Annotated in this window: 16 protein-coding genes; 15 read left to right on the top strand and 1 reads right to left on the bottom strand. The window is 72.9% G+C overall.

Annotated elements, in window-relative coordinates; genetic code table 11:
* Positions 1-72: 72 nt before the first annotated feature.
* Both AB0950_RS14730 and AB0950_RS14725 read left to right on the top strand, forming a co-directional pair.
* The gene (locus AB0950_RS14730) at positions 73-1,014 is read left to right on the top strand and encodes a 5-dehydro-4-deoxyglucarate dehydratase (protein WP_360150623.1); all 942 of its coding nucleotides are present in this window, start codon (positions 73-75) and stop codon (positions 1,012-1,014) included.
* 31 nt (positions 1,015-1,045) lie between these two features.
* Complete coding sequence (locus AB0950_RS14725) at positions 1,046-2,209, top strand: hypothetical protein (RefSeq protein ID WP_366778648.1); 1,164 nt, start codon at positions 1,046-1,048, stop codon at positions 2,207-2,209.
* Between the two features lie 107 nt (positions 2,210-2,316).
* On the opposite strand, the gene AB0950_RS14720 is transcribed toward AB0950_RS14725, so the two are convergent.
* Complete coding sequence (locus tag AB0950_RS14720) at positions 2,317-3,549, bottom strand: MFS transporter (protein ID WP_366778647.1); 1,233 nt, start codon at positions 3,547-3,549, stop codon at positions 2,317-2,319.
* A gap of 140 nt (positions 3,550-3,689) precedes the next feature.
* Here AB0950_RS14720 and AB0950_RS14715 point away from each other — a divergent pair, with 140 nt between their 5' ends.
* From AB0950_RS14715 to AB0950_RS14655, 13 genes are all read left to right on the top strand, one after another.
* The gene (locus AB0950_RS14715; protein ID WP_360571299.1) at positions 3,690-4,136 is read left to right on the top strand and encodes a DUF6010 family protein; all 447 of its coding nucleotides are present in this window, start codon (positions 3,690-3,692) and stop codon (positions 4,134-4,136) included.
* Between the two features lie 3 nt (positions 4,137-4,139).
* On the top strand, positions 4,140-4,721 hold the full coding sequence (locus AB0950_RS14710; protein WP_366778646.1) for a TIGR03086 family metal-binding protein: 582 nt from the start codon (positions 4,140-4,142) through the stop codon (positions 4,719-4,721).
* A 75-nt stretch (positions 4,722-4,796) separates the two neighbouring features.
* On the top strand, positions 4,797-5,174 hold the full coding sequence (locus AB0950_RS14705; protein ID WP_360571297.1) for a hypothetical protein: 378 nt from the start codon (positions 4,797-4,799) through the stop codon (positions 5,172-5,174).
* Positions 5,175-5,256: 82 nt separating this feature from the next.
* Complete coding sequence (locus tag AB0950_RS14700) at positions 5,257-6,009, top strand: MBL fold metallo-hydrolase (protein ID WP_366778645.1); 753 nt, start codon at positions 5,257-5,259, stop codon at positions 6,007-6,009.
* A gap of 131 nt (positions 6,010-6,140) precedes the next feature.
* Complete coding sequence (locus AB0950_RS14695; RefSeq protein ID WP_366778644.1) at positions 6,141-6,803, top strand: GntR family transcriptional regulator; 663 nt, start codon at positions 6,141-6,143, stop codon at positions 6,801-6,803.
* Entirely contained in the window at positions 6,803-7,714 is a 912-nt protein-coding gene (locus AB0950_RS14690; protein ID WP_360150647.1) for a dihydrodipicolinate synthase family protein, read from the top strand. Before AB0950_RS14695 ends, AB0950_RS14690 begins: the two co-directional genes overlap by 1 nt.
* A complete protein-coding gene (gene araD, locus AB0950_RS14685) occupies positions 7,711-9,423 on the top strand; it encodes an L-arabinonate dehydratase (protein WP_360150650.1) in 1,713 nt (570 codons plus the stop codon). The genes AB0950_RS14690 and araD overlap by 4 nt, the downstream gene beginning before the upstream one ends.
* Before the next feature lie 97 nt (positions 9,424-9,520).
* Entirely contained in the window at positions 9,521-10,456 is a 936-nt protein-coding gene (locus AB0950_RS14680) for a sugar ABC transporter permease (protein WP_366778643.1), read from the top strand.
* Between the two features lie 8 nt (positions 10,457-10,464).
* Complete coding sequence (locus AB0950_RS14675) at positions 10,465-11,337, top strand: carbohydrate ABC transporter permease (protein ID WP_360150997.1); 873 nt, start codon at positions 10,465-10,467, stop codon at positions 11,335-11,337.
* The gene (locus AB0950_RS14670) at positions 11,334-12,476 is read left to right on the top strand and encodes a Gfo/Idh/MocA family oxidoreductase (protein ID WP_366778642.1); all 1,143 of its coding nucleotides are present in this window, start codon (positions 11,334-11,336) and stop codon (positions 12,474-12,476) included. Before AB0950_RS14675 ends, AB0950_RS14670 begins: the two co-directional genes overlap by 4 nt.
* Positions 12,473-13,354 (top strand): PmoA family protein, encoded by an 882-nt coding sequence (locus AB0950_RS14665; RefSeq protein ID WP_360150659.1) that lies wholly within the window; start codon positions 12,473-12,475, stop codon positions 13,352-13,354. The genes AB0950_RS14670 and AB0950_RS14665 overlap by 4 nt, the downstream gene beginning before the upstream one ends.
* Complete coding sequence (locus tag AB0950_RS14660; RefSeq protein WP_360150663.1) at positions 13,351-14,895, top strand: family 43 glycosylhydrolase; 1,545 nt, start codon at positions 13,351-13,353, stop codon at positions 14,893-14,895. Before AB0950_RS14665 ends, AB0950_RS14660 begins: the two co-directional genes overlap by 4 nt.
* Complete coding sequence (locus AB0950_RS14655) at positions 14,892-16,235, top strand: sugar ABC transporter substrate-binding protein (RefSeq protein ID WP_366778641.1); 1,344 nt, start codon at positions 14,892-14,894, stop codon at positions 16,233-16,235. Before AB0950_RS14660 ends, AB0950_RS14655 begins: the two co-directional genes overlap by 4 nt.
* Positions 16,236-16,281 lie beyond the last annotated feature (46 nt).

Raw genomic sequence — 16,281 nt, 5'->3', positions numbered from 1 at the left:
CCGTAGCGTGGTCGCGTTCAGAAATATAGACATGGATCAGAGACATGCACCGCGTGTCCCAAGGGAGAGTCCGTGACGCCAGCCCCTCTCACCGAACGGCTCAGTGATCCGCGCGGGCCGCTCTTCTTCCCCGTCACGGCCTACGGCCCCGACGGCTCCGTCGACCTCGACGTCTACCGCACCCATGTCCGCCGGGGCGTCGCCGCCGGCGCCGCCGCGGTGTTCGCCTGCTGCGGCACCGGGGAGTTCCACGCGCTGCTGCCGGAGGAGTTCGAGGCCTGCGTCCGGGTGGCCGTGGAGGCGGCCGAGGGGCGCGTCCCGGTGGTCGCGGGCACCGGCTACGGCACCGCGCTCGCCGTACGCTACGCCCGGCTCGCCGAGCGGGCCGGCGCCGACGGCCTCCTCGCCATGCCGCCGTACCTCGTCCTCGCCGGCCAGGAGGGGCTGCTGCGGCACTACCGGGAGCTCGCCGCGGCCACCGCGCTGCCGGTGATCGTCTACCAGCGCGACAACGCCGTGTTCACCCCGCAGACGGTGGTGGAACTCGCCCGCACCGACGGGATCACCGGCCTCAAGGACGGCCTCGGCGACCTGGACCTGATGCAGCGGATCATCAGCGCCCAGCGCACCGAGGCCCCCGGCGACTTCCTGTACTTCAACGGCCTGCCCACCGCCGAGCAGACCCAGCTCGCCTACCGCGCCCTCGGCGTCACCCTGTACTCCTCGGCCGTCTTCTGCTTCGCCCCCGAGATCGCCCTCGCCCACTTCCGGGCGCTGGAAACGGGCGACACGGCGACCGTGCGACGCCTGCTGGACGGCTTCTACCGCCCGTTCGTGGAACTGCGCGCCCAGGGCCGCGGCTACGCCGTCTCGCTCGTCAAGGCCGGCGTACGGTTGCGCGGCCTGGACGTCGGCGAGGTCCGCCCCCCGCTGCACGAGCCGGCGGAGGACCACGTCAAACAACTCGCCCAGCTCATCGAGCGGGGCTACGAGCTGCTGGAGGAGGACGCGTGAACGAAGGTCCGTGCGGCGTGCGGGAGGCCGCGTGAAGGCGTCGGCGTTCGTCTACCCCTGGGACGTCAACGGGGACCCCGAGGCCCCCGCGCGCATCGCCGGGCTCGGCGTGGAGCAGGTGACCCTCGCCGCCGCCTACCACTCCACCCGCGCCCTGACCCCCCGTCACCCCCGCCACCGCATCGTCACCGCCGAGTACGCGGCCGTCCTCTACCCGCCGGGCGACCGCTGGGCGGGCCGGGGACTTCGGCCCTACCGCGCCGGCCGCTGGGCCCCCGGCGACGCCTACGGCGAGGCGGCCCGCGCCCTTGCCGCGGCCGGCCTGGAGGTGCACACCTGGGTGGTGCTCGCCCACAACTCCCGCATGGGCGCCGAGCATCCGGACACCTCGGTGGTCAACGCCTACGGCGACCCCTACCCGTGGGCGCCCTGCATCGCCCAGCCCGCCACGCGCGCGTACCTGGTCGACCTGGCCGCCGAGGCCGCCGTACGCCCCGGCGCGCACGGCACCGAGCTGGAGTCCCTCGGCTGGTACGGGCTGCAGCACCTGCACGCCCACGACAAGACCTCCGGGGTCGCCCTCGGCGAGGCCGGGCAGTACCTGATGTCCCTGTGCTTCTGCCCGTCCTGCCGCGCCGGGTACGGCGAACAGGGCCTCGATGCGGACGAGTTGGCGGCCTCCGTGCGGGCCGCGCTGGACCCGCTGTGGCGGGGCGCGGCGGACGACGAGGGCTGGCCGACGGTCGCGAAGCTGCTCGGCGAGGACGCGGCGGCCCGCACGCGCGCGTGGCGCGACGAGGTCGCCGGCAGCCTCCAGGAGGAGGCCGTCGCCGCCGTACGCGCCGCCGCGTCCGCCGGCTTCCAGGTCCTGCTGCACGCCGACCCGGTCTCCTACCACTGCGGCGCCAACGCCGGCGTCGACCCGGCCCGCGTCCTGGCCGCCGCCGACGGCGTGGTGGTGCCCTGCACGGGCGGTACGGCCCTGCTGGCGCCCTTCGCCGAGCAGGCCCGGCAGGGGACGGTGCTGGCCGCCAACCTCACCGTCGTCTCCGGCATGGGCGGCAGCCCCGGCACCCTCGCGGCGGACGCGGCACGCGCGCGTGCCCGGGGCGCGACCGAACTGCGGCTCTATCACGCCGGGTTGGCGTCGGACGGCGACCTCGCCGCGGTGCGCGCGGCGCTGTCGGCGAGCTGAGCCAGCGAGGCCGCCGTCACCAGCAGGGCCACCGAGTACAGCGGCAACGGCAGGACCGCGGACGCGGCACGCGCGCGTGCTCGGGGCGCGACCGAACTGCGGCTCTATCACGTCGGGTTGGCGTCGGACGGCGACCTCGCCGCGGTGCGCGCGGCGCTGTCGGCGCGCTGAGCCAGCGAGGCCGCCGTCACCAGCAGGGCCACCGAGTACAGCGGCAGCAGCAGGACCGGGGAGGCGAGTTCGATCAGGCCCGCGCCCGCGCCCAGGCCGATCACGTTGGGGGTGAAGACCAGGGTGCCGGCGGTGGCCGTCGCCCGGCCGAGCAGCGGGCCGGGCGTCTCCCGCTGCACGGCGGTGAACGCGGCGACGAGGACACAGGGCAGGCCCAGCCCGCCCGCCAGGGACGCCGCGAGCGCCACCGCGTCCGAGGGCACGGCACGCGCGGCCACCGACAGCGCCGTCAGCACGATCCCCGCCGCCGCGAACCGGCGCGCGCCCAGCCGGCGCAGCGCGGCCCCCGAGAGCAGCCCGGCCGTCACCGAACCGGCGCCCTGGACGGCGTAGAGCACGCCCGTGTAGGCGGGGGAGTGGCCGAGCCGGTCGACGACGGCGTACAGCGTCGTGCTGCTGAGGGAGGCGAGGAGCATCGTCGCACCGCCCGCCCGGACCAGCGGGCGCAGCCGCGGGTGCCCCCACAGGTGCCGCACGCCCTCCACGGTCTCCTCGCGCCAGGTGCTCCCCGAGCGGGCCGGGGGTTCCTCGCGCACCCGCAGCAGGGCGTACAGCACGGCGGCGACCGCGAAGGTGACCGCGTCCAGGCAGGCGACGGCCGGCCCGCCGAAGGCCGTGTAGAGGCCGGCGCCGGTCAGCGGGGCGACGAGCTTCATGCCCTCCGTGACGGCCATGCGCAGCCCGTTGAAGTCCCCGAGCCGCTCCGCGCCGACCGCAGCGGTCACCAGCGCCGACTCGGCCGCGTCGTGCACGACCTCGGCGGCGCCGTAGGCCAGCAGGACGGCGAAGAGCAGCCACAGGCCGCCCGCGGAGCGCACGGTGCACAGGGTGAGCAGCAGGACCGCCAGGCCCGCGTTCAGGCCCACCAGCAGCGGCGCCCGCCGCACGCGGTCGGCGATCGTGCCGAGGAGCGGGCCGGCGACGGTGGGGGCCCACATGGCGAGCATGCACAGGGCGGCCAGGCCGTCGGACCCGGTGAGGTCCTTCACCCACACGCCCGAGGCCAGGAACAGCGCGGAGTTGCCGAAGCCCGACACCACCACGGCCGCCAGATACAGCCCCGCGTTGCGGTCGCGCAGCACGCGGAGCACGGTCCAGGAAGTCGTCATGCCCGCTCATCGTGGGTCTAAGGAGGGCCGGCGCGGATCGGCAAGGTGCCTTATCCGGACGGGTCCGGCGGCGACAATCCGTCGGAACCTGTCAGGAATGCCCCTGGGGCGCACGGTTGCGGCTGCATACGGTCGTCCGCATGCGCTACCTCGCCCCGGTCCTGATCGGTCTCGTCTACGTCCTGCTGATGTCCCTGATACCGGAGCCGCACCGGCGCCGCTTCAACGCCGTGATGGTGGCCGGCGCGGGCGCCGCCTATCTCAGCGGCGGCGGGCTCGGCGGCTGGGAGTTCGCGTTCACCGCGGTGGCCACCGTCGTCGCCTACAAGGGCCTGGACTCCTGGGCCTGGACCGGCGCCGGCTGGCTGCTGCACACGGCCTGGGACGTGGTGCACCACCTCAAGGGCCACCCGATCATCCCGTTCGCCCACGACTCCTCCTTCGGCTGCGCGCTGTGCGACCCGGTGATCGCGGTGTGGTGCCTCGGCGGCGGCCGCTCGCCGTGGGCGCGACGGCGCAGGACCGATGAGTTCCGGGACGCCGGCCGGTCTTCCCTGCGGAGCAGGAACGCGATCGTGAAGGAGTGAGCCATGACGATTCCCGACCTCGGCCCGCAGACCCGGATCCTGGCGCGGCTCGCCGAGTCCGTCACCGACGAACAGCTGGCCGCCCCCACCCCGTGCCCGAAGTACGCGGTACGGCATCTGCTGGGCCACCTCCACATGCTCTCGGTGGCCTTCCGGGACGCCGCCCGCAAGGATCTCGGCACCACCACCGCCACCAGCCCGAACGCCGCCGTGCCGGACATCGGCCCCGACTGGCGGGCGGAGCTGCCCAAGGCCCTGGACGAGCTGGCCGACGCCTGGCGCGATCCGGACGCCTGGACCGGCATGACCCGCGCGGGCGGGGTGGACCTGCCCGGTGACATCGCCGGCGCCGTCGTCGCCGACGAACTGGTCCTCCACGGCTGGGACCTGGCCCGCGCCGTCGGCCGGCCCTACGCCCCCGACCCCGCCGCCCTGGACGCGGCCCACGGCTTCCTGCTCGCGGCCGCAGAGAACCCGGACCGCGGCGGCGGCCTCTTCGGCCCGGTCGTCCCGGTGCCACAGGACGCGCCGCTGCTGGACCGGGCGGTGGGGCTCAGCGGCCGGGACCCGATGTGGCGTCCGTGACTGAGTAGGAGGGCATGCGCGAGGTGAGTACGTGCACCGGTGCGGCGGCCCTCTCCGCGCCGGTTCACTGCTCGCATGACGACACAGCGCATCGCACCGTTTCCGGGGCCGGCCGACCAGGGTGAGCGGGACCCCCGTGCCTGGGTGGCCCCGGTGATCTCCACCGTCCTGATGGGCGTGCTCGGTCCGGCCGCCGTCATGTTCGCCGGGCTCTCCGTGATGGCGACGGACAGCTGCGGCCCCGACGACTGCTCGGCCGCGTTGAACACCTCCCTGTCCTGGATCTTCGGCCTGCTCCTCGTCGGCGGCCCGCTGTGCCTCGTCGCCCTGGCCACGGCCTGGGCCCTGCCCTGGAAGCGCCGCTGGACCGTGGCGCGCGCCTGGACGGCGGCCCTCGCACTGGTGCCGCCCGTCGGGGTGCTGTTCCTGGTGTTCACCCTGCCCGCACCGTGAGCGGGGCACGGTCGCCGAAAGAGCCGGGTCCGCCTGTCCGGGCGGGCGACGGCGGCACCGCCCGGGGTCGTAATCTCCCCCCATGCCTCTCACGCTCACCGTCCTCGGCACCGCGTCCCCGCACCCCGGCCCCGGCCGGCCCTGCTCCGGATACCTGCTCGCCGGCGGGGGCGCCGAGGTGTGGGTGGACGCGGGGCCCGGCACGTTCGCCGCGTTGCAGCAGCACACGGACCCGGCGCGGCTGACCGCGATCTGGATCTCCCATCTGCACGCCGACCACAGCACGGATCTGCTGTCGGCCGCCTACGCGTTCGCCCACGGCGGGATGGCCCCGGCCGCACCCGTCCCGGTGTACGCCCCGCAGGACTGCGCCCGCCGCCTGGCCGGCTTCCTCGGGCGGGCGGACGTGGACTTCCTCAAGGACGTCTTCGACTTCCGGGCCCTGTACGACGGCCATGACGTCCGGCACTGGAACCTCCGCCTCACCGCGCGCGCCGTCGCCCACGACACCGAGGCGTACGGGCTGCGCGCCGAATGCCAGGGCAGCGTCCTCGCGTACTCGGGGGACAGCGGACCGTGCCCCGCGCTCGCCGAACTCGCCCTGCGCGCCGACCTGTTCCTGTGCGAGGCCGACATCGACACCCATCGCGAAGGCGAACAGGTCCACCTGACCCCGGAGGACGCCGGCCGCGTCGCCCACCAGGCGCGCGTGCGCCGGCTGCTCGTCACCCACGTCGGCCCCACGCTCACCCGCGAGACGGCCACCGCCCGCGCCGCCGCGGTCTCCGGCCGGCCCACGGCCGCCGCCGTGGAGGGCGAGACCCACACCTGCTGAGGCTCGTCCCGAACCTCAGAAAGCGTTTCCTGTCAGAAGCATTGACGAAACCCGGGCCCCCTCCTACCTTCAACGCGTCGTACTTCGTACGTCATATATGAGACGCGATATGTGAGATCCGAGAGGGCCGCATGACCTCTGTGCCCACGCCGATCCCGTCCCGCACGCAGTACGTGCTGGACGCGATCAAACACCGCATCCTGACCGGGCAGCTGACACCCGGTCAGGCGCTGGTCGAGACGGAACTGGCCGCGCAGTTCGGGGTGTCGAAGACGCCCGTGCGCGAGGCGCTGAAGACGCTCGCCGGGACCGGACTCGTCGTGATGAGCCAGTACAAGGGCGTCACGGTGCGCATGGTGGACGCGGACATGGCACGCGAGGTCTACGACGTGCGGCTGCTGCTGGAGCCGGAGGCGCTGCGCAGGGCCGTTGGGCGGGGCGCCTCGCTCGAGGACGCGCGCGACGCCCTGCACCGGGCCGACGCCGCGACCGACACCGCCGAACGCTCCCTGGCGAACCGGGAGTTCCACCGCGCCCTGTACCTGCCGTGCGGCAACCCGCTGCTCGGCCGGATGCTGGACGAGGTGCGGGACCAGGCCGCCCTGGTGTCCACCGTCGCCTGGGCCGCCGACCCCTCCTGGGAGCGGGAGGCCGCCGAGCACCGGGAGATCCTCCGGCTCGCGCTCGGCGGGGACGCCGACGGCGCCGCGAGCGCCCTGCACGCCCACATCGCCTCCTTCGTGGAGCGCGCGTTCCCCTCGGACACCGGCTCCCACCCACAGGAAGGTCATTGATGAGCAGCGTGACGTTCGAGACCGGGCGGGCGGCCCTGGCCGACGTGGTGGCCATCCCGGTGACCCCCTTCGCCGAGGACGGCTCCGTCGACACCGGCACCCTCCGGGCCCTGCTGCGTCGCCTGCTCGACGGCGGGATCCGCACCCTCACCCCGAACGGCAACACCGGCGAGTTCTACGCCCTCACCCCCGAAGAGCGCCGCCTGGTCACCGAGACGACCGTCGACGAGGCCGGCGACCGGGCCGCGATCCTGGTCGGCGTCGGCCACGACGTGCCCACGGCCGTCGACTCCGCCCGGCACGCCCGCGGCCTCGGCGCCGGGATGGTCATGGTCCACCAGCCCGTCCACCCCTATGTCTCGGCGGCCGGCTGGGTCGACTACCACCGCGCCATCGCCGAGGCGGTGCCCGAGCTGGGCGTGGTGCCGTACATCCGCAACGCCCAGCTGCCCGGCGCCCGGCTCGCCGAACTCGCCGACCACTGCCCGAACGTCATCGGGGTCAAGTACGCCGTCCCGGACGCCGCACGCTTCGCCGCCTTCGCCCGCGACGCCGGCCTCGACCGGTTCACCTGGGTCGCCGGTCTCGCCGAGCCGTACGCTCCCTCCTACTTCTCGGCCGGCGCCACCGGCTTCACCTCCGGCCTCGTGAACGTCGCCCCGGCCGTGTCCCTGAACATGATCGAGGCGCTGCGGTCCGGCGACTACCCGGCCGCCATGAAGGTCTGGGAGCAGATCCGCCGCTTCGAGGAACTCCGCGCCGCCCACGGCTCGGCGAACAACGTCACCGTCGTCAAGGAGGCCCTCGCCGCGCTCGGCCTGTGCCGCCGGGACGTCCGCCCGCCCAGCAAGCCGCTGCCCGAGGACGAGCGCGCCGAGGTCGCCGCCATCGCCGCGGGGTGGTCCATATGAGCAAGCTCAGGAGCCACCAGTGGTACGGCACCGACGGGCTGCGGTCGTTCAGCCACCGGGCCCGGACCCGGCAGCTCGGGTATCTGCCCGAGGAGCATCTGGGCAAGCCCGTGATCGCCGTGCTCAACACCTGGTCCGACATCAACCCCTGCCATGTCCACCTGCGCGACCGCGCCCAGGCGGTGAAGCGGGGGGTGTGGCAGGCGGGCGGGTTCCCGCTGGAGTTCCCGGTCTCGACGCTGAGCGAGACCTTCCAGAAGCCGACCCCGATGCTCTACCGCAACCTGCTCGCGATGGAGACCGAGGAACTGCTGCGGTCCTACCCGATCGACGGGGCCGTGCTGATGGGCGGCTGCGACAAGTCCACGCCCGCCCTGCTGATGGGCGCGGCCAGCGCCGATCTGCCCGCCGTCTTCGTGCCCGCCGGACCCATGCTGCCCGGGCACTGGCGCGGCGAGGTGCTCGGCTCCGGCACGGACATGTGGAAGTACTGGGACGACAAGCGGGCTGGCCTCATCGGCGACTGCGAGATGACCGAGCTGGAGAGCGGGCTCGCGCGCTCCCCGGGGCACTGCATGACCATGGGTACGGCGTCCACGCTGACCGCCGCCGCCGAGGCCCTCGGGGTGACCGTGCCGGGCGCGTCCAGCATCCCCGCCGTGGACTCCGGGCACGACCGGATGGCCGCCAAGGCCGGGATGACGGCCGTGGAGCTGGTGCGACGCGACCGCAGGCTGTCGCACATCCTCACCCGCGACGCCTTCGAGGACGCGGTCACCACCGTCCTCGGGCTCGGCGGCTCCACCAACGCCGTGATCCATCTGATCGCCATGGCCGGCCGCGCCGGGGTGCGGCTCACCCTGGACGACTTCGACCGCATCGCCCGGACCGTGCCCGTCCTCGCCAACGTCCGCCCCGGCGGCCGGAAGTACCTGATGGAGGACTTCCACTTCGCGGGCGGCCTGCCCGGCTTCCTGTCCCGGATCACCGACCTGCTCCACCTGGACCGGCCGACGGTGTCGCACGACACCCTGCGCCAGCAGCTGGACGGCGCCCAGGTGCACGACGACGACGTCATCCGCCCGCGTGACAACCCGGTCGCGAGCGAGGGCGGGGTCGCGGTGCTGCGCGGCAACCTCTGCCCGGACGGCGCGGTCATCAAGCACATCGCCGCCGAGCCGCACCTGCTCAAGCACACCGGCCCGGCGGTCGTCTTCGACGACTACAAGACCATGCAGCGCACCATCAACGACCCCGCGCTCGGCATCACCGCCGACAGCGTGCTGGTCCTGCGCAACGCCGGCCCCAAGGGCGGCCCCGGCATGCCCGAGTACGGCATGCTCCCCCTCCCCGACCACCTGCTCAAGCAGGGCGTGCGGGACATGGTCCGGATCTCCGACGCCCGGATGAGCGGCACGAGTTACGGCACCTGCGTGCTGCACGTGGCCCCGGAGTCGTACATCGGCGGCCCGCTGGCGCTCGTGCGCACCGGGGACCTCATCACGCTCGACGTCGAGGCCCGCAGCCTCCATCTCCACGTGGACGACGCGGAGCTGCAGCGCCGGCGCGCCGCGTGGACCCCGCCGCCCGCCCGGTACGAGCGCGGCTACGGCGTCCTCTACAACGGCCAGATCACCCAGGCCGACACCGGCTGCGACTTCGAGTTCCTGGCCCGGCCGGGCCACGTGCCGGACCCGTACGCCGGCTGACCCACGCATCGAGAGAGGGCAAGCGCTTCGCCCATGTGCACATAGCAAGCGCTTCCTGTACCCGCTGTATCTGTCCCACTGCGAACGGAGAACAGTCATGGCCCAAGCCGCAGCCGTGGCGAAACCGCCCGCGCCACCCCGGCGGCGCCGTGGCTCCGCGACCCCGCGCAGGCTGCCGTACCTGCTGATCGCCCCCGCGGCCCTGCTGATGCTGGGCTTCATCGCCTACCCGGTGCTCAGCGTCTTCTACTACAGCCTGCAGAACTACAACCCGACCAAGCCGTGGCGGAACGGCTTCGCGGGCCTGGACAACTTCACGCAGATCTTCGCCCACGACCCCCAGTTCCGGGACACGCTGACCTTCAGCGCCAAGTGGGTCGTGGCCGAGGTCGGGCTGCAGCTGCTGTTCGGCCTGGCGCTGGCGCTCATCGTCAACCAGACCTTCCTCGGGCGGGCGGTGGGCCGCGCGCTGGTCTTCTCGCCCTGGGCCGTCTCCGGCGTGCTGACCTCCGCGATCTGGGTGCTGCTCTACAACTCCCAGACGGGCGTCACCCGTTACCTCGCCGATGCGGGGATCGGGTCGTACGGCACCAGCTGGCTGTCGGACACCTCCACCGTCTTCCCGGCGGCCGTCGTCGCCGACCTGTGGCGGGGTGTGCCCTTCTTCGCGATCCTCATCCTCGCCGACCTGCAGTCCGTCTCCAAGGACCTGTACGAGGCCGCCGAGGTCGACGGGGCGAGCAGGCTCAAGCAGTTCTGGCACATCACCCTGCCCCATCTGAAGGACGCCATCGTGCTCTCCACGCTGCTGCGCGCGGTGTGGGAGTTCAACAACGTCGACCTGCTCTACACGCTCACCGGCGGCGGTCCGGCGGGGGAGACGACGACCCTGCCCCTCTACATCGCCAACACCAGCGTCGACGCCCACAACTTCGGCTACGCCTCCGCCCTGACGACGGTGGCGTTCGTGATCCTGCTCTTCTGCTCGCTCGTCTATCTGCGGCTGAGCAAGTTCGGAGGTGAGACCCGGTGATCACCGAGATCGCCCCCGCACCCGAGCGCGTGGCGGCCGCGCCCGCCCGGACCCGCGGACGGCGCCGCGCCTGGGACGAGGTGCCCCGCTGGCAGATCTATGTCCCCTTGTCGATCTATCTCCTCTTCACCCTGATCCCCTTCTACTGGATCCTGCTCTTCGCCCTGCGCCCGGCCGGCTCGACCTCGCTGGTGCCCTGGCCGATGACCTTCGAGCACTTCCAGAAGGTGTGGACCGACCGGGACTTCGGCACCTACTTCACCAACAGCGTCTACGTCGGCCTCGCCACCCTGGTGCTGACCACGGTCGTCGCCCTGGCCGGCGGCTACGCGCTCGCCCGCTTCGACTTCCGCCTCAAGCGCGGCTTCATGCTGGCGCTGCTGTGCTCCCAGTTCGTGCCGGGCGCGCTGCTGCTGGTCCCGCTGTTCCAGATCTTCGCCAGGCTGTCGATGATCAACTCGCTGGGCAGCGTGATCGTCGCCGAGACCGTCTTCCAGCTCCCGCTGTCGATGATCCTGATCAGCGGGTTCATCCGGAACGTGCCGTACTCCCTGGAGGAGGCCGCCTGGGTGGACGGCTGCAACCGGATGACCGCCTTCCGGATCGTCGTCCTGCCGCTGCTGCGGCCGGGGTTGATCGCCGTCGGCTCCTTCGCCTTCGTGCACGCCTGGAACCACTTCCTGTTCGCCCTGATGTTCCTCTCCGACCAGAGCAAGCAGACGATCCCCGTCGGCCTCAACACCCTGATGAGCGCGGACAGCGTGGACCTGGGCGCGCTGGCGGCCGGCGGGATCATCGCGGCCGTGCCCGTGGTGATCGTGTTCGCCTTCATCCAGAAGTGGCTGATCACCGGATTCAGCGCAGGGGCGGTGAAGGGATGAGCCTGCCCCTCGTCCTCGCCGGCGCGCGCGGCCACGGCCGCTGGCACCTGGAGAACATCCGCCGGCTGCAGCAGCGGGGCCTGGTGCGGCTCGCCGGGATCTGCGAGCTGACCCCGCTGGCCGCCCACGAGATCCCGGACGGCCTCGGCACGCCCGAGCAGTCCGCCGACTTCGGCGCGCTGCTGGAGGCCACCGGCGCCCGGATCGCCGTGATCTGCACCCCGATCCCCACCCACACCGACCTCGCGCTCCAGGCCGCGCGCCGGGGTGTGCACCTGCTGCTGGAGAAGCCGCCCGCGCCGTCGTACGCGGAGTTCCGGCGCATGGCCGAGGGGGTCGCCGAGGCCGGGGTGGTCTGCCAGATCGGGTTCCAGTCGCTGGGCTCGCACGCCGTGCCCGCGATCCGGCGGCTGCTGGCCGAGGGCGCGATCGGCGAGGTCATCGGGGTCGGCGGGGCCGGCGCCTGGGCCAGGGACGAGGCCTACTTCCGGCGGGCACCCTGGGCCGGACGGCGGCGCCTGGGCGGCGTCGACGTGGTCGACGGCGTCCTCACCAACCCGCTCGCGCACGCCGTCGCCACCGGCCTCGCCCTGCTCGGCACCACCCGCGCCGAGGACGTCACCGGCATCGAGACCGAGCTGCTGCGCGCCCACGACATCGAGTCCGACGACACCTCATGCGTCCGCGTGCGCACCCCGCGCGGCCCGGTCACGGTCGCCGCGACCCTGTGCGCCGAGGAGCCGGGGGAGCCGTATGTGCTGGTGCACGGCGGCAGCGGGCGGATCACCTTCTGGTACAAGCAGGACCGGGTGCTGCTGCAGCGTGCCGGGCGCGGCCCTCAGGAGACCGAGTACGGCCGCACCGACCTGCTGGAGAACCTGGTCCGGCACCTGCACGGCGACGCGGAGCTGCTGGTCCCGCCGGAAAGCACCGGTGCCTTCATGCGGGTCGTCGAGGCCGTCCGCACCGCCCCCGACCCGGCCCCGCTCCCCGAGCACGCCTGGCGCGAGCTGCCCGCCGAGGGCCGCCGGGTCGTGCCCGGCGTCGACGGCCTGGTCGCGGCCGCCGCCGACACCCTCGCCCTCTACTCCGAGCTGGGCGCCTCCTGGGCGCTGCCGAGCGAGGTGAGCACCCGATGACCTCCCCCGACACCGTGGTCCTGCGGGTCGCGGGCCGCCCGGTCGCCCGGTACGCCGTCCGGCCCGAGCTGCCCGCCCGGCTCTCCCCGCGCCCCCATCTGCACCCCGTCACCACCCTGGCCGGCACGGCGGTCACCGAGCTGAGCCCCGCCGACCACGCACACCACCTCGGCGTCGGTGTCGCCGTTCCCGACGTCGAGGGGCACAACTTCTGGGGCGGGCGCACGTTCGTGCGCGGCCGTGGCCCGACGGAGCTGGACAACCACGGCACCCAGCGGCACACCGCCTTCCAACTGCGGGACTCCGACGGCTTCGTGGAGGAGCTGCGCTGGATCGCCGCCGGCACCGAGCTGCTGCGCGAACGCCGTACCGTCGCCGCCACCGAACTCACCGACCGGGCCTGGGCGCTGGACTTCACCTTCTCCCTGACCAACGTCACCCGGGATGTGCTGTCGATCGGCAGCCCCGCCACCAACGGACGGCCCGGCGCGGCCTACGGCGGCTTCTTCTGGCGGGCCCGCAAGGAGGACCGGGCGCCGGACGTCTTCACCGCCGAGAGCGAGGGCGAGGCCAAGGTGCACGGCGTGTGCGCCGACTGGCTGGCGCTCGCCGGGTGGGGGTCCCCCCGCTCGAGCGGAGCCGAGAGTGGGGGAGGCTGGACGCTGGTCTTCGCCGGGGCCACCGAGGAGACCCGCCGCGACCCGTGGTTCGTGCGCGCCGCCGAGTACCCCGGTGTCGGCTCGTCGCTGGCGCACACCGAGCGGCCGGCCGTCGCACCCGGCGGCACCGTCGTACGGCGGATCGTCACCGTCGTCGCCGACGGCCGGCTGGACCGGGACGAGGCGGCCGCGCTGGCCCGGAAGGCGGTCACCCGATGACCACCTACGAGAACCCGGTGCTGAACGCCGACTGGTCCGACCCGGACGTGGTCCGCGTCGGCGACGACTTCTACCTCACCGCCTCCAGCTTCGGCCGCGCCCCCGGCCTGCCCCTGCTGCACTCACGGGACCTGGTGAACTGGACGCTGGTGGGCCACGCCCTCGAACGCCTCGAACCCGAGGAGGAGTTCGCCGCTCCCCGGCACGACGGCGGGGTCTGGGCGCCGTCGATCCGGCACCACGACGACCGCTTCTGGATCTTCTGGGGCGACCCCGACCAGGGGATCTTCCAGGTCAACGCACCCGAGATCAGGGGGCCTTGGACCCGGCCGCACCTGCTGAAGGCGGGCAAGGGGCTGATCGACCCCTGTCCGCTGTGGGACGACGAGACCGGTGACGCCTACCTCGTGCACGCCTGGGCGAAGTCCCGCTCCGGCGTCAAGAACCGGTTCACCGGCCACCGGATGCACCCCGGCGGCACCTCCCTCCTCGACGAGGGCAAGGTGATCGTCGACGGCGACCGCATCCCCGGCTGGTTCACCCTGGAGGGCCCCAAGCTCTACCGGCACGACGGCTGGTTCTGGATCCTCGCGCCCGCCGGGGGAGTGGAGACCGGCTGGCAGGGCGCCTTCCGCTCCCGCGGGTTCTTCGGGCCGTACGAGGAGCGGATCGTCCTGGAGCAGAAGGACACCGACGTCAACGGGCCGCACCAGGGCGGCTGGGTGCGCACGCCGGCCGGCGAGGACTGGTTCCTGCACTTCCAGCAGCGCGGCGCGTACGGCCGGGTCGTCCACCTCCAGCCGATGCGCTGGGCGGACGACCGCTGGCCGGTCCTCGGGGACGAGGGCGCCCCCGTGGCCGTACACCGGCGCCCCGCCCTGCCCGCGCAGCCGCCCGCCGCGCCCGCCACCGACGACGACTTCCCCGGCGGGCGGTACGGCCGCCAGTGGCAGTGGACCGCCAACCCGGGCGCCGGCTGGGCCACCCAGCACTCCGGCGACGGGCTGCGGCTGACCTGCGTCCGCTCGGCCGACACCGCGGACCTGCGGAAACTCGCGAGCGTCCTCACCCAGCGGCTGCCCGGCACACCGTCAGAGGCCGAGGTCGACCTGTGCCTGGACAGCACCGAACCGGGGGCGCGGGCCGGGCTCGCGGTGCTCGGGGACGCGTTCTGCTGGATCGGGCTCGAGCGGGCCGCCGACGGGACGGTCCGGCTCGTGCACCGTTTCGCGGAGGCGGCCGCCGACCGTGAGCGGGACGCCGGTGCGCCCCGCCTCGCGCCCGAGGGGCGGGCCCGGCTGCGGATCGAGGCCGGCGCGGGGGCGCGCTGCCGGTTCTCGTACGACACCGGGGACGGTCCGCACCCGTCGGGGCCGGTGTTCGCGGCCACCCCGTGGCGCTGGGTGGGCGCCCTGCTCGGCCTGTTCGCCGTCGCACCCGAGGGACCGGGGCACGCGGGGGCGGCCACGTTCACCCGGTTCCGGATCACGCCTCTGCAGTCCCTGCGCAGTCCTTCCGAGAAGAAGAGAGCCGACGTATGAAGAGCAGCAGCATCCACAGAAGCCGGCGGGCCGCCACGGCCCTCGCCCTGGGTTCCGTCCTCGCGCTGACCGCCACCGCCTGCGGCGACGACGGCAGCGGCAGCGCGGGCGCCAAGGGCGGCGAGGGCTCCGGCAAGGGCACGATCACCTTCTGGGACAACAACGGCGGCGTCCGCACGGACATCTGGAAGCAGATCATCGCCGACTTCGAGAAGAAGTACCCGGACATCAAGGTGAACTACGTCGGCATCCCGGCGGCCAGTGCCCAGTCCAAGTACGACACCGCGATCCAGGGCGGCGGCCTGCCCGACGTCGGCGGCGTGGGCACCGCGATGCTCGCCGAGGTCGCCGCCCAGGGCGCGCTGGAGCCGCTGGACTCCCGGCTGCACAAGAGCCCCCTCGACGGCAAGCTGAGCGAGAGCCTGATCGACGTCAGCAAGGCGGCCGGCGGCGGGGACACCCTCTACCAGGTGCCGACCTCCGCCAACAACGGCACGCTGTGGTACCGCACGGACCTGTTCAAGAAGGCGGGCCTTGAGGCGCCGACGACCTGGTCGAAGTTCTACACGGCCGCCGACAAGCTGACGAACAGGTCCAAGAACGAGTTCGGGTTCACCATCCGCGGCGGTGAGGGATCGATCGCCCCGGCCCTGGACGCGGTGTACGGGCAGACCGGCATCACCTCCTTCTGGAACGGCGACAAGACCACCGTCAACGATCCGAAGAACGTGGCCGCGCTGGCGAAGTACGTCGCGCTCTACAAGAAGGACACCCCGTCCGCCGACGTCAACAACGACTTCACCAAGATGGTCGCGCAGTGGGACAGCGGCACGATCGGCATGCTGAGCCACAACCTCGGTTCCTACCAGGACCATCTGAAAGCGCTCGGCAAGGACACGTTCCGGGGCATTCCCAACCCCACGCTGGACGACGGCACCCGGGTGCAGGTGTCCAACCCGGTGGACGGGCTGAGCCTGTTCAAGCCGAGCAAGAACAAGGCGGCCGCCTGGAAGTTCATCGAGTTCGCCCTCTCCCACGAGGAGAACTCCAAGTTCAACCAGTCCGCAGGGCAGGTGCCGGCGAACACGGACGCGGCGAAGGACGCGTGGATCCAGGCTGCCGAGCCCACGAAGCTGGCCGCGGAGGCGTTGAACGGGGGCACCACCAAGATTGTTCAGTTGCCGTACTACCTGCCGGACTGGAACACCATTTCCAAGGCCGACAATGAGCCGAACTTCCAGAAGGTGCTGCTCGGGAAGATGAGCGCGAAGGACTTTCTCGACACGCTGGCCGATCAGTTGAACAAGGCTCAGGCGGACTGGAAGAAGAACCACAAATAGCTCGGGCGGCTTTCGGGGGCTACGGTCCGTGGCCCCCTCGTCGGAA

It is taken from the genome of Streptomyces sp. NPDC007189 (assembly GCF_040703635.1).
In the GTDB taxonomy this organism is placed as follows: domain Bacteria; phylum Actinomycetota; class Actinomycetes; order Streptomycetales; family Streptomycetaceae; genus Streptomyces.
This window is presented reverse-complemented; position numbering and strand designations above follow the sequence as displayed.